Source organism: Acinetobacter sp. WCHAc060025 (assembly GCF_004209355.1).
In the GTDB taxonomy this organism is placed as follows: domain Bacteria; phylum Pseudomonadota; class Gammaproteobacteria; order Pseudomonadales; family Moraxellaceae; genus Acinetobacter; species Acinetobacter wuhouensis.
This window is the reverse complement of sequence record NZ_SGSX01000007.1, coordinates 26,522-50,008: the sequence shown is the minus strand read 5'-3', so window position 1 is coordinate 50,008 and position 23,487 is coordinate 26,522. Positions and strand designations below refer to the sequence as shown.

Here is a 23,487-nt window from a genome sequence, read left to right as displayed (position 1 = left end):
ATCCTGTACGCATGTTATGCGATTTCTAAGTTAAGGTTCGCATTGCAGTATTGGTCATGTATCGATTGTACGTGTTTTGCCTTGGGATGCGCCAATTGACTACCCAATTGTTCTATAAACTTACATGAAGCATATTTCTGAGCAAGTGACTGATATTTTGTGATCCAAATTTCTCGGTCGAGTAAACGATCTTCTTGAACAGGCCAAACACCTGAACGCAATGCTTCGACACCGATTCTCCACGGTTTAGGGCTAATCCTTGCGCGGAAACAATTTTGGTTTTTACACATGCGCACATAATTCGGATCGGCTTGTAATGCGTTGAAAAGCTGTTGAGCTTCCTCACCTCTTGGGTCAAATATTTTATGCATCACTAAAACACGAAAGCCTTTTGGTGTCCGATAGACACGTAAATGCCATGTTGGATGGCTTTGAGAGAAACTACGAATGAGTGCTAAGCCCTGTTGCTCAGGGTTGGCAATAAATCGATGTTGAATCTCTAATAACTTTTCAGCGGTTTGTCGACTGATCATGATAGAAAACAGTATACCTATACCAAGTACAATCCATGATTTGAATAATAATGCGCTCACAGCGCAGAACAAAAAGAGTGCAAATAAGCCTGAAAAATATAATTGTCGACTTGGTGTATCATTAAAATCAATATCTGCAAAGAGTACATCAGGTGTATTTAGACAAAGCGCACCATAAGAATTACGCGTGATAATCACATCATCTTGTTGGTCTATGATTTCTTCACGTATAGGAAGTCCTTCACTACTATTGTAAGGAATTTTATGATCAGATTTTCGGACATCTTGGCGAGACTTAAGCTTCTCAATGGCTTCAGTTTTGCGAGCTTCAGCATGCATTTGAGCATCTTCCATACTCAGATCTGACCATCCAAAGCGTTTAATGGTTATTTGTTTTTCTTCATGCTGAATTGTTATTTTTGCTTCAGCCCAATATTTGGGAATGATCATGTTGTGTTTCCTTATTCTTTATTTAGTCACTTTATTTAGTTTATTTTATCTAAGTTATTTTGAAGCCTTTAATCCTTAAAATTCTTGGGAATTTGTAGAAAAATAATCATGGTTACGATATTCATTAAACCTAAACAAATCAGCGTGTAATGGAATGCTTGGGTAATATGTGCTTGATTGAAGTAATTTGTGAAAGCATTCAGTAAAGTCCCTGCAACTGCAATCCCGATACTCATTGACAACATCATGATCATCGACAAGAAACTATTGCCACTACTGGCATCTTGTTGCGGTAAATCTTTGAGTGTAAATGTATTCATGGCGACGAATTGAAGTGAGTTAATTACCCCAAAGACAAAGAAATGCAATGTTCTGAGCCATGTTGGTGTGTCCGCTGTGTGTAAAGCAAAACTGGCAATACACAACCCGATCAATAAGGTATTTACAATTAAAATTGAACGATAGCCTGTGCGTTGCAAAATTGGTCGAATAATCGGTTTAGAAACCAATGAACCGATCACGATTGGTGTCAACATCACACCTGTCATAAAGGGCTCCATATTAAACGCAACTTGTAGCATCAGCGGTAAAAGAAAAGGTACAGCATTACTGCCAAAGCGCGCGAAAAAGTTGCCTAAAACACCAATTGAATAGATTTTATTTTTAAATAAGCGACTACGAAATAAGGCATTTTGATGCGTATGCGCATGATAAGCATAGATTAAAGCGGCAATGAACCCTGAGATCAGTAAACCTATACTCAGCGATTTTGAAACTTCAGTGCTGGCAATATTTTCAATCCCTAAAGCCATCCCAATCATTGCAATGGCTAAAAGCACAAAACCACTTAAATCAAATGATTTTACTGAAGATTCAGTGACATTTGGCATGGCTTTAAATGTGACCAACATCCCAAGTAGCCCGATCGGAACATTAATTAAAAAAATCCAATGCCATGAGGCATATTCAACTAACCATCCACCAAGAATAGGACCCGCCAATGGACCAAGTAAGCCCGCAAGGCTCATGGTACTCATTGCTGATAAAAACTGTTCACGGGGAATAATTCTCAGCATGGCCAAACGCCCGACAGGCAAGAGAAATGCACCACCAATCCCTTGTAGGACACGAAATATGATTAAAGTATTAAAACTGTTAGATAATGCACAACCGATAGATGCTGTAGTGAAAATGACGATGGCAGCAAAAAAAGTATTACGGACACCAAAACGATCTGAAAACCATCCACTTAAAGGAATACAGGCAGCCACAGCCAAAACATAGCTAATCACCACACCATGCATTTTGAGCGGGTCTTCTTGCAAGCTCGTTGCCATTGCAGGTAATGCTGTATTGATAATGGTGGTGTCTAAACCTTGCATAAAAAAGCCGATCGACACCAAAAAAACCAATAAATAAAATTCAGGCTGTAACTTTAAATGCGTGGGTGCGGCAGTCATATAGGCGAAAGTTTTGGGTGATTGGTGATATTTTAAAACAAAAGTCTGATGCTTTGTGTTGCGCTTTGATCACAGTAATGGTCAATTTTTTGCAATAAAACTGACATATGAATGTCATTAAGTTTACACCTAAGCTTAATAAATTAGTCAAAATTTAAGCAAATATTAGGTAAAACATGAAATTCAAAATTTCTGCATTGTGTGTTGCAATGCTTACACTGGGGTTGGTTGGATGTAATGATGATAACAATGACACAGCGGTAATCACGCCGCCAGTGGTTGAAGAGGCAACACCTGAAAGTATCAGCCTAAGTCGTATTGGTCGTTATGAAACAGGCATATTTGCGGAAAGTGCAGCAGAAATTCCAGCTTTTGATGCATCGACAAAACGCATTTTTGTAGTCAATGCCAAAAAAGGTTTGGTCGATGTCTTGGATGCCACGAAACCTGAAGCGCCCGTACATATCGGTGAACTCTCAGCACGGGATCAACTTGCTGATTCTGAAGTAAATTCTGTTGCAGTGAAAAACGGTATTGTTGCTTTAGCGGTTCAAGCGAAAACCAAAACAGATAAAGGTATCGTGGCATTTTTTAGTGCCAAAGATTTGAAATTTATCAGCAAAGTAGAAGTTGGTGCATTGCCTGACATGCTCACGTTCAGCCCAGATGCAAAGACGGTTTTGGTTGCGAACGAGGCTGAACCCAATAATGACTATAGTGTCGATCCAGAAGGTTCAATCAGCATTATTAATGTATCAGACATCACCAAACCGACCGCAGTTGTTGCAGACTTTAAAGCGTGGAATGATAAAAAGGCAGCTTTGATTCAATCAGGTGTGCGAATTTTTGGACCAAATGCGACAGTTGCTCAAGATTTAGAGCCTGAATACATTACCATTAGTGATGATGGTAAGACTGCATGGGTAAGCTTACAAGAAAATAATGCGATTGCTAAAATTGATATTGGCGCAAAAAAAGTGACCGATATTTTTGCATTAGGCTATAAAGATCATGGTCTTGCAAATAATGCCTTAGATGTGAGTGACAAAGATAAGAAAATCAATATCCAAGCATGGCAAGGTGTGCAGGGCATGTATCAGCCTGATGCAATTTCACATTATCAAGCCAATGGTTCAACGTATTTAGTCACAGCCAATGAAGGTGATTCGCGTGAATGGCTGGCAGATGAAACTGCTTATTTTGCAGGAAATAGCAGTAAAGGCTATGTCGAAGCCATTCGTATGAAGCACTTATTTAACGTCAAAGGTTTTAATAGCAAGGGTGATTATCCTGCACATTTACAACAAATTGCCATCGGTGCAAAAGGTGCGAAACTGGATCCAACTGTATTTGCATATTGTGGTGCGACAGCAACCGATCCAGCATTATGCCGTGATGATGCGCAACTTGGACGTTTAAATATTGCATGGAATATGGGGTATGAGACCAATGCAGATGGTTCTCCTAAACTGGATGCCAATGGTTTACTGACATATAACAAGCTTTATGCCTATGGTGCACGATCATTTAGCATTTGGGATGCGCAAGGAAAATTGGTCTGGGACTCTGGCAGTGAACTAGAACGTAAAGTTGCTGAATTATTCCCAAATTATTTTAACAGCGACCATGAAGCGCCAGCTTTGGATGATCGTAGTGATAATAAAGGGCCTGAGCCTGAGGGAATCACGATTGGTAAAATTGGCAAAAAGACTTTTGTATTTATTGGCTTAGAACGTCAAAGTGGCATCATGGTTTATGATATTAGCAATCCTCAAAAACCTGCGTTTATTCAATATTTTAATGATCGTACTTTTAAGCAAGATCAGGTCTATACCGATGCCAAAGGGCAACCGATTTTGGATAAAGATGGGAAGCAGCGCTTGATCGAAAAGAGTGATTTGGGTCCAGAAGGCTTAACTTTTGTTGCTGCCAAAGATTCGCCAAATGCGAAACCATTGCTGATCGTTGGAAATGAAGTTAGTGGTACAACAGCAGTCTATCAAGTGAATATTAGATAAGTGGTTGAAGCAAAAAGATCCGCTTAAAGAATAATTTTTATTCATTTATCAAATATTTAACAGGAGTCCAATGTGACTCCTGTTTTTAATTTTATAGGATACGAATAATTAAGCATGTTTAAAATATGAAAAGTGGAATAATATCGCACACTTTATCTAATGAAAGACGGCTTTTTTATGTGTCTAAATAGAGGTTTGGCATCATGAGCATTGATGTTTTAATGATCATTGGCTTCTGTCTAGCTGCTTATTCTATTGTGGGTAATGATGTTCCACAGACTTTAGGAACGTTTATTTCTTCCAATGCACATCGCCCTTGGTGGATGCTTTGGCTGTACACCAGTACCATTTTAACAGTTGTCTTAATGTATGGTTGGTGGGTATCAGGCGTGGGTGACGCGTCCTATGGTCGTCTAGAAACCATTCCATTTCCCAAAGAAGGAATGACATGGTTGTATGTGATTCCGCCACTGATTCTGCTGTTTTTGACACGCTATGGTATTCCTGTCAGTACCACGTTCTTAGTGCTCACGATTTTCTCTCCGAGTAGCTTGAGCGCAATGCTGACCAAGTCAATGATGGGTTACGCGGTTGCATTTATCGCAGCGATCATTATTTATCGTTTTGTGGTCAAAAAAGTCACGATTTATTTTAGTGAAACACGGCATCAGCCGACACCGAAAGCATGGATTGCCATCCAATGGGTGGCGACAGGTTTTTTATGGAGTCAGTGGCTGATTCAAGATCTTGCCAATATTTTTGTCTATGTTCCTCGCGCCGTGCCTTTATGGTTTATGCTTTTTGCGATCAGCGTATTTGTGATTTTATTGGGTGTGGTGTTTTATCAGCGTGGTGGTGCGATTCAAAATATTATTGACACTAAAACTGGGGTGCAAGATGTCCGCTCAGCCACAATTATTGACTTCATGTATGCGACGATTTTATTGGTCTTTAAAGAGCTTAGTAATATTCCGATGAGTACCACTTGGGTGTTCTTAGGCTTATTGGCAGGGCGTGAATTTGCCATGGCGATGCATTTGAATGAAGTGAATAAATATCGAACTTCTCGTAATGTTAGTAAAGACGCGATGAAATTGATGTTCGGTTTAGCAGTCAGTATTCTGCTTGCAACAGCTTTACCTTGGTTATATCAACTGATTTCGGGTTAATTATTTTCATGAAATATCATCAAAAAGGGTTTGGTGATATTTTATTTTGACAACGTTAAAGTCATTATTTAAGAATTAAAAAGTTAAATTTATATGCTAATTTTAGCCTTATCCAGATAATGCAAAAATGATAAAGGTGAGCGGAGTATGATTGGCAATATACTAATCGGATTCATAGCAGTGCTACACATTTACTTCTTGGTTCTAGAGATGTTTCTGTGGGACAAACCGATGGGAATGAAAGCTTTTGGTAATAGTTTGGAAAAAGCCAAATTGACCAAAGTCTTGGCACAAAACCAAGGTTTATATAATGGTTTTCTAGCAGCAGGTTTAATTTGGTCTTTATGTGCATCTGCACCGTTTGCTATTCAATTGGCGAATTTCTTTTTAGGCTGTGTATTGGTCGCTGGGATTTATGGTGCTGTGACAGCGAGTAAAAAGATTTTATATATTCAGGCATTACCTGCTTTGGTTGCCTTATTGGTTGTGAATTTATTGTAATTCTTACATTTTACTTACCCTCTCAATCTTCTGTTTGATAAGAAGATTGAGAGGGTTTAGATTATTGATCTAAACCTAACCATTGTCTTTGATTATACGCACCATCCCAGAATAACCATTCCAGTTCAGCACCTTTGGTATAAGCCTTGTGCATTTTCTCAATCGTGTCTGCATCACAACGTTCCGCAATACGATCAATCGTCGCTAAAACATTTTTCACCGCTTCATTAAATTCTTCACCTGAGTAGGTATCGACCCATGCTTGGTAAGGGTTATTGGCAACGGATTTGCTGACAATATCTTTGCCCACTTCTGCATAAATCCAAAAACATGGAAGCAATGAAGCCAGTACCACAGGGTAACTTTCAGACCATGCTGTTGCAGTTAAAAATGACGTGTAATGATGGCATGCCAAAGTTAAAGGCGTATTTTCAAAATCATCTTTACTGATGCCAAAATCTTTCATGAAACCATCATGTAGACTACGTTCAACCACAATGGCTTCTTTAGCACCTTGGGTGAATTGAATAATATCATCCGCTTCAAAGGCCTTTGCGCCACAGACGGCTAAAGCACGTCCATAAGCCACCAAATAATGTGCATCTTGAATCACGTAGTGACAAAAAGCTTCTTTGCTTAATGAACCACTGGCAAGTTCCTGATTAAATGGTAGGGCGAGGGTTTTTTGGTATAAGGCAAGATTACGTTGCCAAACGTCTTGAGAAAAAGACATAGAAGAGATCCAATCACAATAAAATTCTGTCGTGAAGAGAATATAGCAATAGATTGAGGCACAAGATATGAAAAGAAATTTGGATAAAAATGATAATTCAAAAAATCATACGAAGTGTTTTGGAAAAGTGTGAAAAAGTCGTCATAATGAGCGCATTAAAAACTCAATTTTTATTTCAGTTTGATCGATTTAAAAAACTATTTTCCGTAGGTTAATTCTCATGATGAAACATTTTGGTTTCTCAATCATATTTTCAATCATATGCTTAGGGCTTGCCGCATATTGGGGCTTTGCACATCATCCTGAAGCAGGTATCCAAGCGATGATTACAGCGCTTACCATTACAGCGATTCTCGCAGTCATGGAAGTGTCTTTATCTTTTGACAATGCTGTTGTGAATGCGTCTGTACTACGTAACTGGGATCATTTTTGGAAAATGATCTTTTTAACAGTGGGTATTCTTATCGCTGTTTTTGGTATGCGTTTGGTTTTCCCTGTCGTGATCGTGGCTGTAACAGCAGACATGGGCATGATGGACGTTGTGCGCATGGCATTGAATAATCCAATTGAATATTCAGCCAAGTTAATGGCACACCATGCTGAAATCGCCGCTTTCGGTGGTTCATTCTTACTATTGGTATTCTTAAACTTCTTCTTGGATGAAGGTAAAGATACACACTGGTTTAGATGGTTAGAAAAGCGTTTGGCAAATCTTGCAAACGTTCCTGCGATGTCAGTCTTCCTTGCTTTGATTGGATTGTTGATCATGGCTGCAAATATTGCAGAAGAAAGCCGTTTGGTTGTCGTGATGGCAGGAATCTGGGGTATCGTGGTCTATGTAGGTGTACAAGTACTGAGTCACATGTTGGGTGGTGAGCCTGAGGTGGATGAAAATGGTAATGCAGTCGGGCATGATGCCAATGGCGCACCGACAGGTATTATTAAAGCGGGTATTGGTGGTTTTATTTACCTCGAAGTGCTCGATGCATCATTTAGTTTTGATGGGGTAATTGGTGCTTTTGCGATTACTTCCGATGTTGTGATCATCATGCTGGGTTTAGCGATTGGTGCGATGTTTGTTCGTTCGATGACGATTTATCTTGTCGATAAAGGTACATTGGATGCTTATATCTATCTAGAACATGGTGCGCATTATGCGATTGGTGCTTTGGCATTTATCATGCTTGCAAGTGGTACTGGTCTACATGTACCAGAAGTTGTGACAGGTTTGATCGGTGTAGCATTTATTGTTTGGGCAGTGATTGCTTCGATTCAATATAACAAACGCATTGAACAGAAAGGCTAGGATTAGCACGATTATTTTTCAGAAATAGGATTCATCCATTTTTAAGAAAAATGATTACAATAGAGAGCACTTTGAAAGTGCTCTTTTTTATGCTCAATGTTTTCACAAAGTTGCCACAATATGCGATGATGTGGCTAAAGATTAGCTCGCCAGTTTTGATAAGCCAGTAGATATGATGAATCCTTTAGAACGCCGCTCGACCTTTGCTTTAAGTAGTATTTTTGCTTTACGCATGTTGGGGTTGTTCATGATTATTCCTGTCTTTGCTGTAGCAGGGCAGTCGTATCAATATGCTACACCTGCCTTAATCGGTTTGGCTGTCGGTGTTTATGGTCTAAGCCAAGCTATTTTGCAAATTCCGTTTAGTCTTTGGGCAGACCGTTTTAGCCGAAAACCGCTGATCGTCTTTGGTTTATTACTATTTGCTTTAGGTGGTGCAATCGCGGCAATGTCGGAAACCATTTATGGTGTCATCATTGGTCGTGCAATTGCAGGGGCAGGGGCTGTATCCGCAGTTGTGATGGCATTGCTTGCCGATGTCACCCGTGAAGAAAACCGAACCAAAGCCATGGCAGTCATGGGCATGAGTATTGGTTTATCTTTTACTGTTGCTTTTAGCTTAGGACCTTGGCTCACCAGTTTAGTAGGCATCTCAGGATTATTCTGGGTAACGACCATTATGGGCTTATTGGCGATTGTAAGCTTATTCCTCGTGCCGAAAACCACACGTCACCATAAGAATTTTAATCAAGGTTATCTCAACCAACTCAAGCAAGTTTTGAAAATGGGGGATCTAAATCGTCTGCATGTGTCGGTATTTTCATTGCATTTATTGCTGACTGCGATGTTTGTCTATGTCCCATCACAATTGATTAATTTTGCAGGTATTCCACTATCAAAACACGGTATTGTGTATTTGCCCTTATTAGTGATCAGTCTGTTCTTTGCATTCCCAAGTATTATTCTTGCTGAAAAATATCGCAAAATGCGCAGTATTTTCCTGACAGCGATTGCGGGGATCATTGTCGGTTTAATTATTTTGATTTTTGGTTTTGAATCTAAATATATCTTATTGTTAGGACTAGGTTTATTTTTCATTGCCTTTAACGTGATGGAAGCATTATTGCCATCTTGGTTGTCTAAAGCCGCACCGATTCAATCGAAAGCTACGGCAATGGGTGTCAATGCAAGTGCTCAATTCTTAGGTGCTTTTTTCGGTGGAACACTCGGTGGGCAATTAATTTTGCTTAATAATACAACAATGGGTTGGAGTGTTTTATCAGCAATTGCTATAATTTGGCTGCTCATTAGTTTTGGGCTGGCTCAACCACGATATTTAACATCAATCGTGTTGCGATTACCTGAGAATAAACAAACCGATGATTGGACTTCTCAATTATTAGCAATTCATGGTATTGAAGAGGTCGTGGTGATGTCTGAACAACAAGTGGCTTATATAAAGGTTGATAAACAGCAGATTGATGATGCTGGGCGACAACATTTAACGCACTTGTTCGGGAAAGAGGTAGCCATTTAAACATAACTCTTATAAAGTAAAACATAGAATCGAATAGGAAGATAACGTCTAATGCGTGGTGTAAATAAAGTCATTTTGGTTGGTACTTTAGGTCGTGATCCTGAGACTAAAACTTTCCCTAATGGGGGCTCTCTCACTCAATTTTCAATTGCGACAAGTGAATCTTGGACAGATAAAAATACGGGCGAAAGAAAAGAACAAACAGAATGGCATCGTATCGTATTACATAACCGTTTAGGTGAAATTGCACAGCAATATCTACGTAAAGGCTCGAAAGTGTATATTGAAGGTTCTTTGCGTACTCGCCAATGGACTGACCAAAATGGTCAAGAGCGTTACACCACAGAAATTCGTGGTGAGCAAATGCAAATGTTAGACTCTAACCGTCAGCAAGGTGGTGAGGGTGGTGAAAACGGTGGTTATAACCAACCGCGTTTCAACAACAATAATCAAGGCAACCAAGGTGGTTATGGCAATCAGGGTGGAAACCAAGGCGGCTATGGAAATAACAACCAAGGTGGTTATGGCAATGCTGGAAACAATGTCAATCAAGGTTTCCAGTCGCCTAAACCAGCGGCAGCACCAGCAGATTTAGATGATGACCTTCCGTTTTGACACACCCTAAAGATATAGTTTTGTAAAATTTATGAAATTATTATTTATTTAGAATTAGTTACAAGAAAAGTTTATAGAGTTAGAAATAATTCTGTAAACTTTTTTTATTATGATATTGTTATATTTCATACTTAGAGTTTTTGTTAAGATTATGATAACTGTTAAACGATTTGTAGGTCATGTTGGAGAAAGATTTGCTATTCTTGTGAATAGTGATGGTTTCCCTTTAACTTATCCAAATCTTTACTCAATCATTCATTTAAGAAATTCTGGGCAAAAAGTTAATTCAATAGCGTCAATATTAGAAGATATCGAATTGTTATATGTATTATTAGATATGCTTGGAATTGATATAGAGCAAAGGATCAAAGATAAAAGCTGATGTATGCTGATAAAAACGGAGGCTTTAACTTGGTAAACTAAATGTACTCATCAGGAGTTTACCATGAGCAAAAAGCAAAAATTTTATACAGCAGAATTTAAAGCTGAAGCAATAAAACAGATTGAAGAAAATAAAGGCAATGTTTCGGAAACTGCAAGACAACTAGGTATTTCCATGCAAACTTTGTCAAATTGGTACAACAAAGCAAAAGCTGGAACATTAGCAGGCACACAGCAATATTCACCTGATCTCGTTGCTTTACTCGAAGAAAATAAAAAACTCAAACAGCAACTCAAAACTGCTGAAATGGAAAGAGGATTCCTAAAAAAAAGCAGCAGCGTACTTTGCCAAGGAAAATCAGTAAGGTACGCTTATATGAAAGAGCACAAAAGCACATATCCAACAACGATGATGGCTAGACTGCTAAAAGTTTCAGTTTCAAGATTTTATGACTGGCTGAAACGAGGCATGAGTAAAAGAGTTGTCTTAAGAAACCAGCAGACAATTCTAGTCAAAATAGCCCATCAAGAAACTCAAAAAAGTTATGGTCATATTCGCTTAACAAGGCACTTACAGTCACAAGGCATTCAAATCAGTGAGTATGCAGTCCGTTGTATTAAAAAGCTAAATCAGTTGTACTGTAAGCGTCATAAGCGCTTTAAAAGGACAACAAATAGCGATCATAATCGTTCTGTTTACAATAATTTATTAGATCAAAACTTTGCAGTAACTGCTCCAAATGTTGCATGGGTAAGTGATATTACGTACATATGGACGGCTGAAGGTTGGCTATATTTAGCTGCTTTAAAAGACCTTTATAGCAAACAAGTGGTTGGTTATAGCTTAAGTGAACGGATGACAGCAGATCTCGTTTGCGATGCAGTAAGTATGGCGAGTCGCAATCATAAGCCATCTCAAGGCTTAATTGTTCATTCGGACAGAGGCAGTCAATATTGCAGTCATGTATATCAAAATATGATTGAAAAATATGAATTTCAGGGTTCAATGAGCAAAAAAGGAGACTGCTACGATAATGCACCTATTGAGAGCTTCTGGGGCATACTCAAAAACGAGTTGGTTCACCATCGTCACTATAAAACAAGGGAAGAAGCCAAATCGGATATTACAAAATATATAGAGCTATTTTATAATCAGAGTAGAATTCAAAAAAGCCTAAATTTTAAGACACCGAATCAAATGGCAGAGGACTTTTATAAGTTAGCTGCATAGAATCTCCCAAGTCGAAGTCTTCTGTTTTTGCAGCGCACATCATTAAGCGTTGTGACGTATAACGATACTTTTGACCACTATCATGAATAAATCCATTTTTAATGCAAAAACCCTTTTCTTTGGGAATGATATTATCTTGACGCATTTTTAAATTTTTAACTAAATTTTGGATTGCTTCTTTACTTTCATTTTCAAACTTTGGTGAATATTGCCCTTCAATTGAAAATAAATAGCCTTTATCTAAAACAAAAGCTCTAACATGAACTACTTTAGAAATTGAACTATCTAGGTTTCCTAAAATAATTTTACTAATTGAACCATTTGACTCTTGTATTACTGGAAAATTTTTGAGGATCTCGGCATCATCAATTGTGTATATTTTTAGTGTTTTTTCTACAATTTGGTCAAAATCAGATCTTGAAGCTTTCCTACTTAATGTTTCTATTTTAAAAGAGTCATAATTATCAAGTTGTTCATAAAAATTTGCTTCTGAGGGAAGCTCAACTGAGTAACGACCTATACACCAAGTCTTTTTTTTATTTATATTAATCACTTCATTACCTTCCTTATTTGTAGAATCTGCCCATGAGCAACTAGACACAGCTATAACCATTGTAAATATGGTATATTTTAGTTTTTCAATCATAAGTTTAGCCTAATATTGTCAAAATAGCCTTTGTCATAGACATACCAGTAACTTTTTCAGTCTTTCCTTCAGAATCTGTTACACCCTCTATAATTTTCCCATCACCTGTCTTGATACGATATTTAGTATTAGGCATTGTCGCACCAACTTTGTTACGAATAACGAATTGCTCATCATAATCCATTTGAAGTTTTGGCATTGCTGCTAGATCAGTACTTAAATTACTACCTGGCATTACTTTTACTTGTCCAGCTTTGAGGCTAATTGTACCTGGACAAACGATATCTATATTGCCACCTTCAATTTTGATATAGCCCCCACCAGAAGCTAATAAAATTCCTTTGCCACTTTCTACTTTCACAAAATCATTAATCGCATAAACATGCATCAGTTCCTGAGAGGCTATTTTCATTGAATCGGCTTGAGCTTCAATTTCTACTGGACCTTGCCCAGCTTTAATTTTGATACCAGCTGCTTTAGCAAACAAAGAAATCTTATCAAGAACATTGGCAAGGAAACCTTTTCCAGAAAAGATTTGAACATTACGTTCAGTGCTGATATCAATATTTTGTTTAGCTTGAGCAACAATCCCTTTATCTGCATCAAGGATAATAGAATCTTTAGCATCGATGGCAATAAATGGTGTTGTGTCAGACTCATTCCAATTGGGCAATTCTGATTTTAAAGACTCTTGAAGCTCTAATTCAGGCTCAGTTGTTTGGTGTCCTTTAGCTGCATTCTTAATCGTAGTATTTATGCCTAGAGACTTTTCAATATTCTTTTGTAAATTTTTTCGATCAAGGTGACTTCCACTTGCATTTGATGCTATTTCAGTCGTAATTAAAATACCTTTAGGTGCACGAATCCCACCCCACTGATCTGTCCTTAACTCAAACCCTTCACCACGACCATCGCTCTCAGCTTTTTCTTTAGGATGGCTTAAATTACCAAGGTTAAGCTGTGTTGCACCATGACTACTATGAAGTTGGGTACTGATTTGTCCAGTGGTATCGTCAAAGCGGAGTTGGTTAAACCCTTCACCATCCACCTCTTTTGATCGGATACCACTGAGCTTTTTGGTATCAGGAAGTTGACCTTTGATATCGAACTTAGTCGGATTGCGTTGTGCTTCATGAATACGTCCCGTTACGAATGGACGGTCAATATTGCCATCAAAGAAGTCAATCACAACCAATTCATCTTTGCGTGGTAAGAATCGTGCGCCATAACCTTCACCTGCCCAAGGAGTGAGTACATCGACCCAAGCGGAGTCGGTATCGTTGTCATTTGAGCCTGCACCACCATCATGACTATGATCATCTGTACGGGTAAATAAGAAACGAACTTTAATTCGCCCCCATTCATCCACATGGATTTCCTCTCCATCCGTTGTGACTTTAGCACGTTGCACATGAGCAACAGGGCGGTGTACTAAAGGATCATATTCAGGAACTACAGTAATACTTCTTCGTACTACCATTAATTCATTGGCTTGACGTTCTTGATCACGGTCCTTACTGGTATCCCAATGACTGAGTATGAGCAACTTTTCCAATTGATCCTTCATATCTTTGGGAATATTATTCTGATTGTAAAAGTGCTTATTCAGTATGAGAAACTCTTTATCTCCCGAACTATGATTTTTCTCAAGTTCAGGATGATCGATAAGCTGAAACCAATAACCCACTTGAGTATCACGGACACTGCTTTGTGCAGTGAAGTATTTGGCTTGTAATGCTTGGTATTGATTTAGTTGTGTGTTGAGTTTTTCGAGTTGGCTATTGCCTGATTTTGTTACTTGGTCTTCACCTTTAAGATCACTGATCCAAGCGGGTGACACATTCCAAGCTTGTTCTAAACTTAAACTTTCGTTATCTCGATTTGAGCTATGTTTATGTTTACTGAGTACCGAACCACTACCATCTTCTTGGCTGAGTTGGTCTGCTTGCCAGCGTTGTACGTGAATGGCAGTAGGTTGAAGGCTACGTTGAGCAATAAAACTGGTGATGCTGTCGTATTTTTCTACGGCATTCGATCTATGATAGCGTATGGTTCTGCGTTCAATCGCTTTGTATTGCGCATTGTCATCTATAAGTCTTAGTTTTTGTGGCTCAATACTTTGACTATTGCTCGAAACAATATAATTAGCTTCATCAACCAACCAATTAATTGATTCTTCACGCAAAATACGAGTTAAATATGTATAGTCACTCTCGTTGGATTGCATAGAGAATGGACGAATATCATAATTCTTGGTTAAACCACTGGTATCTAATTTTAAACTTGAAGCAAATAATGGAGATTTAGACTGCCATTCTTTGAAGATCACTTCAAAAATCTCAGGAACGCTCTTATTCATAAACACACGGCTATTACGTCGTTTATGCCATAAGCTTGTTGGATCTTGCATGGTCAAACGGTATAGACTCAAAGCACCATCTGATTGTCCTTGTGATGCTCCTGTAATAATCCCAGTGGTTCTAAACAATTGACCTGAATCAGTCACTTGGTCTACTACTACTTGGCAGCCAATAAATTGCTTCAACTCTATGAATGGATTGGTTGATAGACAAATGAGTTCAGCAGATAAGCCTTCATTGATGCCATGATAGCCATCAATACGTTGTAACATAATTTGAGAATTAAGCTGTGAATTTGAAAATTGAGCGCTTATAGCACGTTTTTGTGTTCCGAAGCCTAACTTATCTAAAATGCCAAAAATATTATCTAATATTGTTATTATGACCTTATTATTAATTAGAAAACATTAACAGAATGAGTGGTTATGCTCAAATGCTATTCGTTTTCATTTTGTTTCATCTGGATTAAAAGTTTACGATATCTTTGAATCATATGTTGCCCAATGCTATATTTCTCTTGAATTTTTTCAGTGCTCCATGTTTCTAATTCAGCCTGATGTTCTACTAACCAAGACCTAACTTGATCTTGCTTAGTCATCTCTAAGAAACGTCTCAATATCATCCTGTTTTTAATGATGTATTTCTCGCTGCGATCAAGCCTTTTTGCAATTTCTGGTATTGTTAAATGTAAAGAAAGCAGTATTTCTTGATTGTCTAAACGCCATGCCTGAACTAGATCATTATGGTGTGGAATTTTAAGCAGCTTTTTTAATTCACCTCTTTTTCTATAAACTTGGCTAGATTCAATACCTAATCCTATAGCAGTTGCTTCCTTACTCAGTTTTGAGTTAAGTAAAATTTCTTGATTTGCCAGCAGCCATGTTTGATTTTGATCTTTTACTTTGGGTATTTTTAATATTTCTCGTAATTTGGCTCTTGCCCGTAAGATTTGCCCAGAGGTCTTTTCAAAGTCTTGAGCAATTTCTTTGACAGATTTATTCTGATTGAGTAATTCATCTTGATGATCAAGCAACCATTGAAATTGACTTTGTTTTTCGTTTTTAAATTGTTCTGAAAAAGTTGACTCACCGAGTTCTTCTCGAATTCGGTTATAGACTTTTTTTGCGAGATAAGGACTGATATTAAATTGTGAAGAAATATCTATCACACTCATTTGTGTTATGTCTGCCTTATGTTTTTGATACCATTGTTCTTGCAGATCATCCGCTGGGCTTTTTCTCATTATTTTTTTGGTAGGTATATCAATCAATTCAGCTAACCATTTTTTATGCTGATACACCTATGAACGTTTTAAGCCGTACTTTGTTTTTAGTGTTTCAAGGCTATCATGCAGAAGTTCATCTTGATGCTCAATCAGCCATTGATCATTGCGGTATATGAATTTATTTTGAATGCCAATAGTCCACCTAAATTTTGCGACAATACTATTTGATAAGCCAAGTTGTAGCTCAGACTCTGTAATCGAATGTGTTTTTAAGAACTCTACAATTTCAGCAGTCAAAATATATGAAAACTGCCCACCAATACCATCTCTAGGTGTGAGTGAATATGGCCAGCCTTTGTAAACCATAAGTCTTGACAGAGACGTTCTTTCATTATAGACATCCCAGTCTTCACTTTCCCAATCTTTAATAATTTTTATTTTAAAAATTTTATATTTGCCCATTTGTTGTTTTCATCCATTCGCTAACAACTTTTTTTAAGATTATTTGAATATTATGTAGTCAACGAAGAATGAAAAATATTAATTATGTAAATTACATTTTTATTTAAACCTTATCCAAAATTATAGCCAACAAAGCTTAAAAGCACATGGAAAAATTGAAATAATCAAAAATGATAAATTTTACTTTTGGTGAGATCTTTCAGTATAAATTATGGAAAATAAACAAAATATATTTATATATTTGATAATAAAAAGTTTTTCACTAATATGGTCTTTATATCCGTTCTAATTTGAATTAAAACGGTAGATCGTCATCCAAAACTCTTTGTGAACGCAGAGGTTTTTTTATTGGTTCAATTAACCAAAAGAAAAACAAGCGGTTACTCAAGATTTAGTATATAACGAATAAATAACAATATTTTAATGGGGATAAGTCATGTTGAAGCAAGCTATGGGCGTTGTACTATTGTGTGTTTCTGCCTATGCAGCAGCTGAGCCGAAAACGAAGCAACAGGCACAGACACCGAAAAAATCATCACCGTGGGTGCTGATTCACCAAGGCGAATATGGCAAAACATTGGTACAACGCTTTACTGGAAAAGAAGCAGTTTCAGCTGAATACCCGCAAGCGAAAAGGTTTGCTTATAAATATGTTTATACCTATGGCGTACCCTCTTTGAAAATTGAACCCAAAGGTTATATTCAAGCTATACATTTAATCAATTGCGCTGAGCAGACCCGTGCTTATGAGATGAGTCAGCGCTTTAAGCCAAATGGTATTGCCATTGATCAAGATGGAACTATGCCTGTTTATTTTGAGCCGATGAATTTAGAAACTCCAGAAGACGAGGCACTGTATCAATACATCTGCGAAGCAAAATCTTAAATCATTTTTTATGATGGGTGCGCATACGGGAACGGTATGCGCATCTGTTTTTATTGTGCTTATTATTTTCTTATTTTTTTGGCTTCGCTGACACCCACATCGTGATCACCGCTCTGAACACGGTTTCATTGGCTGTATCTTTGACATCAACATTGACCAAATAATCACTGCCTTCCGACCATTGAAAATCAGCATTTACAGGCGTGGCAATCGCCACCAAATCAGTTTCTGCTTTCTTTAAATATTCCACGGTCATGCCTTTTGGAATCCAACGATGCGATGATGGCACGGTTGCATCGGTCATGGTTCCACCTGCAAGCTCTGCCATATTACACATTGCAATCGCATGCACCGTTCCAATGTGATTCAGCACAGCACGATGCTTTTTGATTTTAATTTCACAATAATTTTCTTTCAGTTGTTCAAAGACAGGCGAAATACTGTTGAAGTATGGCGCTTTAAAACAAATTAATTTTGAAAATGTCCATTTTCCTGCGGGTTTATTTTTAAAACTGTTCCATAATTTTAGTGCTTGGCTCATTGTTCTTTCCTGTTTGAATAAATCAGAATATAATTCTAATACAGAATAATATTCTGTTAATGGCGAAAAAATGGAGTTCTTTGTACTTGAGAGTCAATCGAAGGCATTTATGGATGAAAATACACGGGTTGAATCATGAATAATTTGGTGTTGTTAGAACGAATCTACAGTGGTCGCCGTGCTGAATTAAAGCGTATTATTTTGAATGAAGCACTGGATTGTTTTTTAAATCATGGCATTGAAACGACCAATATCGAAATGATCCGTGAACGTGCAGAAACCAGTGTCGGTGCGATTTATCACCATTTTAAAAATAAAGAAGGCATTGTTCAGGCATTGTATTTTTCTGCCTTAGATGATCAAGCGCAACGCCGTGAACAGGCTTTACTTGAAGTCCAGTCCTTAGAGGATGCGATTAAAGCCATTGTGCATAGTTATATTGACTGGGTGACGGATTTCCCTGATTTTGCACGCTTTTTATATCTATCGAGTGCGATGGTAAAACGTCAGGACGATACAGCTGAATTAAAGCAAAAGAATCAACAACGTAATCATTATTTAATGAATTTGGTTCAAAAATTTCATGACCATCAAAACCTGCAAAATATTCCCAATGAATTGTTGCTGTCCTTAGTGATTGGTGCAACGGAAAGTTATTGCCGCGCATGGTTATCGCATCAGGTTAAAACTTCACCACAGCATTATAAAACGGCATTGGCAGATTCGGCATGGAGAAGCTTGGTGGAATTTTCGAGTGTGGAATGATCGGCATCATCAATTGAAAAGTAAAAGTTAAAAGAATTTATTAATCTAATTTTTCGATTAATTTTATAAAAAACTACTGTTTTACCTATTTTAAAGAGTTTCGTATTCTAGTTTCACAGATAAGCAATCCCTGAAACCAATTGAAGGAATACCAAATGAGTTTAATCAATACTGAAGTCAAACCGTTTAATGCAACAGCGTACAAAAATGGTGAATTTATCGAAGTGTCTGAAAAAGACATGACAGGTAAATGGTCAGTTGTATTTTTCTATCCTGCTGATTTTACATTTGTTTGCCCAACTGAATTAGGCGATCTTGCAGATAACTATGCAGAATTTCAGAAAATGGGTGTAGAAATTTATTCAGTGTCCACAGATACTCATTTCACTCATAAAGCATGGCATGATAGTTCTGAAGAAATCAAAAAGATTCAGTACACCATGGTTGGCGATCCAACTTGGACGCTAGCGAAAAACTTTGAAGTGCTGATTGAAGCTGACGGTCTGGCTGATCGTGGAACTTTCGTGATTGACCCAGAAGGTAAAATCCAGATCATTGAAATCAATGCAGGTGGTATTGGTCGTGATGCGCAAGAGCTTCTTCGTAAAGTGAAAGCTGCACAATATGTTTATGCGCACCCTGGTGAAGTTTGCCCTGCAAAATGGAAAGAAGGCGATGCAACACTTGCACCATCCATTGACCTGATCGGTAAAATCTAAGTTTAGATTGACAGATGTAAAAGAAAAATCTAGAACTCAGTTTCTGGATTTTTTTGTTTAAATTCAGCATACATTTCAACGCTCATTATCCTATTAATAGAAAGCACAGTATCAACTTAGACTCTTATTAAATAGCTTAAAACAGCTAAGATATAAATAAGTTAAAACTTCGTGATCGGAGAGAAATAATGAAAAAAGTTGTAGGTGTATATCGCAATCAACAGATGCACTGGGTTGGTGATGGTTTTCCTGTGAAAAATCTATTTTCTTATGATCGTTTAGGGCAAACCATTAGTCCATTTTTATTGCTGGATTATGCAGCACCGTATCATTTTGATCCGACCACAGCACAACATGGTGTAGGTTCACATCCACATCGTGGTTTTGAAACAGTGACCCTTGCCTATAAAGGGGAAGTGACACACAAAGACTCACATGGTGGTGGTGGCACAATCAAAACAGGTGATGTGCAATGGATGACGGCAGGTTCAGGTTTAGTTCATGAAGAATTCCATTCAAGTGAATTTGCTGAACAGGGTGGATTGTTTGAAATGGTACAGCTGTGGGTCAACCTGCCTGCAAGTGATAAAATGACTGCACCGAAGTATCAAGCCATTGAAGCGATACAAATCCCAGTGATTAAATTTGATGATGAGGCTGGTTATCTACGTGTAATTGCAGGGAAATATGCTGAACAGCAAGGTCCAGCAAATACTTTCAGTCCAATCAACGTGTGGGATGTTGTGCTCAAAGCAGGTCATCAAGCTCATTTTCATGTTCCAATTGATCACACCAGTTTGATCGTTTTATTGGAAGGTGAATTATTGCTGAACGGTACTCAACAGGTGCTAGATCATTCGGTCGTCATTTTTGGCAAAGATGGTGAAGCACATGTACAAGTCGAAGCGGTACAAAATGCCAAGTTCCTTGTGCTTACAGGTAAACCACTAAATGAACCGATCCAAGGTTATGGTCCATTTGTGATGAATAGCAAAGATGAAATCATCCAAGCTTTTGATGATTTTAATAATGGAAAGTTTGGTGAAATTGCCGTAGAGGTTGAGTAATTTTATTGATTACAGAGTGTCCAGTATTATTTGCTAAATAACATCAGTGAATGTTTTGGTCATAAAAAAAAGAGCCTCTATCCCACACGATAGAGGCTCTTTATTCGCTGTAGTTCTAGTTTTATAGATGATATTCTTGTGATCTAGTTATCGTTTGTGGATGCATAATAGTGAATTAGAAATGTGATGTAAAGCACGTAATTATTTTTATGGTTAATTTATATACATTAATTATAAAAAGTTTTTTAAATATTATGCATTTAAAAATATGTAATTTTTTTATGTTTCAATGAAGTTTCAAAGTAAAAAAAGGGATCTCTATTCCACACAATAGAGATCCCTTTTATGCTGTAGTTAATGTTATTGTTCATATTGTTATAATTTAATGTTTTTGTTTATTATGTGATTTAATTCTCGTTTTTATGGTTTGAATAATAAATAAGAAACTAACCTTTGTAAATAGCTTTTTTAAAAAATAGTTAATTTATCCTGCTGTTTTTAACAGAATTTTTTATATAGATAGAAATAAAACTGAAATATAGGAACTACAGAAAACACTTAATTAGAATAAAAGCTCGGAAATATAAACGTTACAGCCAATTTGCAATTTTGACCAAAAAAATTCAACAAAAAAAAGTTAAAACTGGAACTTTTTAATACCGTGATTTATTCGGCTATAGCTCATAATAAAAAAAATGGTTACGCACGGATAATAACTTTGAATATTGCAGTGATTGGTAGTGGTATGGCGGGACTGGCGACCGCAAGAATTTTGAAAGATGCGGGTCATAACATTACCATCTTCGAAGCATTACCTGGTCGTGGTATGGATAGTCATAGTATCGCATTTGAAGGTGGATTGATTGATGCGCCATTGCGTGTGATGAATCCACATTTATGGAAAAATACCTTAAGCCTAGCGACTCATCTTGGAATCAAAACCTTTCCAGTGCGTACTTTCATGGCATGTAGTTGGTTGTTTGAAGACAAAACTGAAACGTGGTTAACGACCTCTCGTACACGTATTGGAAACTTTCCGATCATCAATAACCGTAAAGGGATTAAACAATACGGTTGGCGTTTAGTGAAAGGGATGTTGCAGTTAAAAACAGCCGTTCATCAATATTTTAAGTCAAAAAATCAAGATATTACCCTTGCTGATTTTATAAATAATAATGAAATTGAAGAAGTATTTTGGCATGGTGCAGTGATGCCTGTACTTTATACAATCTGTACTTGTGATCCAAAAACTATCGGTGAATGGCCTGCAAAACCACTTTTAATTTTCCTTAGACAATTGACAGATGGTGATGCGCTATTACGTCTACACGGTGGCACACCTGCATTTGTCGATAAATTAGTTGAAGGAATTGATATTCATAGTGGTTCGGAAATTACTAAAGTTGAAGAACAAGGTGACGGTGTATTGGTTGAAAATGCACAAGGTGAAACATTTCAGTTTGACCGTGTGGTTGTTGCTACACCAACCAATAAATTAGATCAGTTTTTAAATAAAGATCAATTTGCTGAAGATATTACGTTATTGCAAAAGTTCAAATTCGAGCAAGGTGAATTGGTGATGCATACCGATTCAACCGTGATGCCACCAAATCGTAAGGATTGGGCAGTACTGAGTTATATGATGGATCGTAAATTTACCAAGCAACAATTTACAGTGTGGTTGAATTCGATCGAACCAAGTCTAGTGGGTAAATCACCAGTCTTCCAAACTTGGCGCCCTGTGACTGAAATTGATCCGAAAAAAGTGATTTCTACTGTTTCATTAACTCGTGCTGTGGTTGATCGTGAAACTGTTGCTTTAAATAAAGAGTTGCAGCAACGTCATAAAGCGCCAAATCGTAAAGTGTTTTATTGTGGTTCATGGTCGTGTGATGGTTTACCAATCCTTGAATCAGCAGTAACTTCTGCAATGCATATTGCTGAGATTTTTGGTGCACCACTACCTTTCGTTGGAATGAAACCAAATGTTGAAGTTGCACCACAGTTAGGGTATTAAGAGAACTCCTTAATCATCTATTCTGAACACCATGAAATGGATTCGAGCACTTCAGCAAAAACTGCCACAACATAAATATGCAATCAATGCAAAAATATTGGGTGATACTGCTGAATGTGCTTGGACCAATTTAGGTTATTGGGATGATGCAACATCATCTTATCCGCAAGCCTGTATGCAATTGGCAGAGCATTTGGCACAGTCTGTACAATTAAAGCGCAGCGATCGTGTTTTAGATTTAGGTTGTGGGCAGGGTGCAAGTCTACGCTATTGGCTAGATCATTATCATATTCAAGATTTAGAAGCAGTCGAATTACAACAACAATGTATTTCAAATATTCAAAAAATACTTCCGCAAATCACAGCAATTCATCATCAATCATTTTTAAATTTAAATGAAATTTTGTTTAGGCAGCCTTTTGATGTCGTGATGTGTATAGATGCTGCATATCACAGCGATTTAAATTCATTTCTACATTCAGTGCACCCTGTTTTAAATTCAAAAGGACGTTTGGGTTTTCATTATCTAATGTGGTCAGATCACGTTTTAAATTCAAAACAAAAGTTAAAATATCGGGGCTTACTAAAAGCCGCAGATGTAAAATTTGAAAATTTAAAAAACCAAACTCAATTGCAACAATGGATTGAGCAATTAGGTTTTGAGCAAGTACAAATTCAGGATTTTTCAGTAAACGTCTTGGCTGGTTTTAGTCGTTATATTGCTTCGCAACCAAAAGGGAAGCGTGGACTGGATCAATTCAAAATCGCAATGACTGCAAAATTATGTCAAGCCTTGATTGATGATGGTTTGGTGAAATATGTCCAAATCAGTGCAGTGAAAATATAGCTTCATCTTTATTCTTTA

Annotated in this window: 21 protein-coding genes and 1 pseudogene; 14 read left to right on the top strand and 8 right to left on the bottom strand. The window is 37.4% G+C overall.

The window, feature by feature from the left end; translation table 11 throughout:
* Nucleotides 1-14 precede the first annotated feature (14 nt).
* The gene (locus EXE09_RS07400) at nt 15-983 is read right to left on the bottom strand and encodes a hypothetical protein (protein ID WP_130116849.1); all 969 of its coding nucleotides are present in this window, start codon (nt 981-983) and stop codon (nt 15-17) included.
* Between the two features lie 68 nt (nt 984-1,051).
* The gene (mdtD, locus tag EXE09_RS07395) at nt 1,052-2,443 is read right to left on the bottom strand and encodes a multidrug transporter subunit MdtD (RefSeq protein WP_130116848.1); all 1,392 of its coding nucleotides are present in this window, start codon (nt 2,441-2,443) and stop codon (nt 1,052-1,054) included.
* Nucleotides 2,444-2,619: 176 nt separating this feature from the next.
* Here mdtD and EXE09_RS07390 point away from each other — a divergent pair, with 176 nt between their 5' ends.
* The 3 genes from EXE09_RS07390 to EXE09_RS07380 all read left to right on the top strand — a co-directional run bounded on the left by EXE09_RS07390 (nt 2,620) and on the right by EXE09_RS07380 (nt 6,131).
* Nucleotides 2,620-4,461 carry a choice-of-anchor I family protein gene (locus EXE09_RS07390; RefSeq protein WP_130116847.1) on the top strand — a complete coding sequence of 614 codons (1,842 nt, stop codon included), beginning with the start codon at nt 2,620-2,622 and terminating at the stop codon, nt 4,459-4,461.
* 203 nt (nt 4,462-4,664) lie between these two features.
* On the top strand, nt 4,665-5,630 hold the full coding sequence (locus EXE09_RS07385) for a hypothetical protein (RefSeq protein ID WP_068972975.1): 966 nt from the start codon (nt 4,665-4,667) through the stop codon (nt 5,628-5,630).
* Between the two features lie 147 nt (nt 5,631-5,777).
* Complete coding sequence (locus EXE09_RS07380) at nt 5,778-6,131, top strand: DUF1304 domain-containing protein (RefSeq protein ID WP_068972974.1); 354 nt, start codon at nt 5,778-5,780, stop codon at nt 6,129-6,131.
* A gap of 61 nt (nt 6,132-6,192) precedes the next feature.
* Here EXE09_RS07380 and tenA read toward each other — a convergent pair whose 3' ends face one another.
* Nucleotides 6,193-6,864: a thiaminase II gene (gene tenA, locus EXE09_RS07375; protein ID WP_087554238.1), complete on the bottom strand. Its 672-nt coding sequence runs from the start codon at nt 6,862-6,864 to the stop codon at nt 6,193-6,195.
* 220 nt (nt 6,865-7,084) lie between these two features.
* Between tenA and EXE09_RS07370 the strand changes: the two genes are divergently transcribed.
* The 5 genes and pseudogenes from EXE09_RS07370 (at nt 7,085) to EXE09_RS07350 (ending at nt 11,934) form a co-directional block, all read left to right on the top strand.
* The gene (locus EXE09_RS07370; protein ID WP_068972972.1) at nt 7,085-8,170 is read left to right on the top strand and encodes a DUF475 domain-containing protein; all 1,086 of its coding nucleotides are present in this window, start codon (nt 7,085-7,087) and stop codon (nt 8,168-8,170) included.
* Nucleotides 8,171-8,342: 172 nt separating this feature from the next.
* Entirely contained in the window at nt 8,343-9,707 is a 1,365-nt protein-coding gene (locus EXE09_RS07365; RefSeq protein ID WP_130116846.1) for an MFS transporter, read from the top strand.
* A 51-nt stretch (nt 9,708-9,758) separates the two neighbouring features.
* Nucleotides 9,759-10,322, top strand: a complete 564-nt coding sequence (ssb, locus tag EXE09_RS07360; protein ID WP_130116845.1) for a single-stranded DNA-binding protein — start codon at nt 9,759-9,761, stop codon at nt 10,320-10,322.
* Between the two features lie 151 nt (nt 10,323-10,473).
* A pseudogene (locus tag EXE09_RS07355) lies at nt 10,474-10,698 on the top strand (site-specific integrase); the annotation flags it as partial.
* 69 nt (nt 10,699-10,767) lie between these two features.
* Nucleotides 10,768-11,934 carry an IS3 family transposase gene (locus tag EXE09_RS07350; RefSeq protein WP_130116844.1) on the top strand — a complete coding sequence of 389 codons (1,167 nt, stop codon included), beginning with the start codon at nt 10,768-10,770 and terminating at the stop codon, nt 11,932-11,934.
* On the opposite strand, the gene EXE09_RS07345 is transcribed toward EXE09_RS07350, so the two are convergent.
* From EXE09_RS07345 to EXE09_RS19040, 4 genes are all read right to left on the bottom strand, one after another.
* Complete coding sequence (locus EXE09_RS07345) at nt 11,885-12,580, bottom strand: hypothetical protein (protein ID WP_130116843.1); 696 nt, start codon at nt 12,578-12,580, stop codon at nt 11,885-11,887. The two genes, EXE09_RS07350 and EXE09_RS07345, sit on opposite strands and share 50 nt — an antisense overlap.
* A 4-nt stretch (nt 12,581-12,584) precedes the next feature.
* Nucleotides 12,585-15,314, bottom strand: a complete 2,730-nt coding sequence (locus EXE09_RS07340) for a type VI secretion system Vgr family protein (RefSeq protein ID WP_130116842.1) — start codon at nt 15,312-15,314, stop codon at nt 12,585-12,587.
* A 62-nt stretch (nt 15,315-15,376) separates the two neighbouring features.
* Nucleotides 15,377-16,240: a hypothetical protein gene (locus EXE09_RS07335; protein ID WP_228257183.1), complete on the bottom strand. Its 864-nt coding sequence runs from the start codon at nt 16,238-16,240 to the stop codon at nt 15,377-15,379.
* On the bottom strand, nt 16,241-16,627 hold the full coding sequence (locus EXE09_RS19040; RefSeq protein WP_228257182.1) for a hypothetical protein: 387 nt from the start codon (nt 16,625-16,627) through the stop codon (nt 16,241-16,243).
* 436 nt (nt 16,628-17,063) lie between these two features.
* Here EXE09_RS19040 and EXE09_RS07330 point away from each other — a divergent pair, with 436 nt between their 5' ends.
* Nucleotides 17,064-17,513, top strand: coding sequence for a hypothetical protein (locus tag EXE09_RS07330; RefSeq protein ID WP_130116841.1), 450 nt, complete (start codon nt 17,064-17,066; stop codon nt 17,511-17,513).
* A 70-nt stretch (nt 17,514-17,583) separates the two neighbouring features.
* Here the strand turns inward: EXE09_RS07330 and EXE09_RS07325 are convergent, their stop codons facing one another.
* Nucleotides 17,584-18,054, bottom strand: coding sequence for a hotdog fold domain-containing protein (locus tag EXE09_RS07325; protein ID WP_068972968.1), 471 nt, complete (start codon nt 18,052-18,054; stop codon nt 17,584-17,586).
* Nucleotides 18,055-18,186: 132 nt separating this feature from the next.
* Between EXE09_RS07325 and EXE09_RS07320 the strand changes: the two genes are divergently transcribed.
* The 5 genes from EXE09_RS07320 to EXE09_RS07300 all read left to right on the top strand — a co-directional run bounded on the left by EXE09_RS07320 (nt 18,187) and on the right by EXE09_RS07300 (nt 23,469).
* Complete coding sequence (locus EXE09_RS07320) at nt 18,187-18,819, top strand: TetR/AcrR family transcriptional regulator (RefSeq protein WP_171478621.1); 633 nt, start codon at nt 18,187-18,189, stop codon at nt 18,817-18,819.
* A 155-nt stretch (nt 18,820-18,974) separates the two neighbouring features.
* A complete protein-coding gene (ahpC, locus tag EXE09_RS07315) occupies nt 18,975-19,538 on the top strand; it encodes an alkyl hydroperoxide reductase subunit C (RefSeq protein WP_130116839.1) in 564 nt (187 codons plus the stop codon).
* Nucleotides 19,539-19,726: 188 nt separating this feature from the next.
* Complete coding sequence (locus EXE09_RS07310; protein ID WP_130116838.1) at nt 19,727-20,605, top strand: pirin family protein; 879 nt, start codon at nt 19,727-19,729, stop codon at nt 20,603-20,605.
* Between the two features lie 718 nt (nt 20,606-21,323).
* Nucleotides 21,324-22,622: an FAD-dependent oxidoreductase gene (locus EXE09_RS07305; RefSeq protein ID WP_130116837.1), complete on the top strand. Its 1,299-nt coding sequence runs from the start codon at nt 21,324-21,326 to the stop codon at nt 22,620-22,622.
* Between the two features lie 31 nt (nt 22,623-22,653).
* Entirely contained in the window at nt 22,654-23,469 is an 816-nt protein-coding gene (locus EXE09_RS07300) for an SAM-dependent methyltransferase (RefSeq protein WP_130116836.1), read from the top strand.
* The last annotated feature ends 18 nt before the right edge of the window (nt 23,470-23,487 follow it).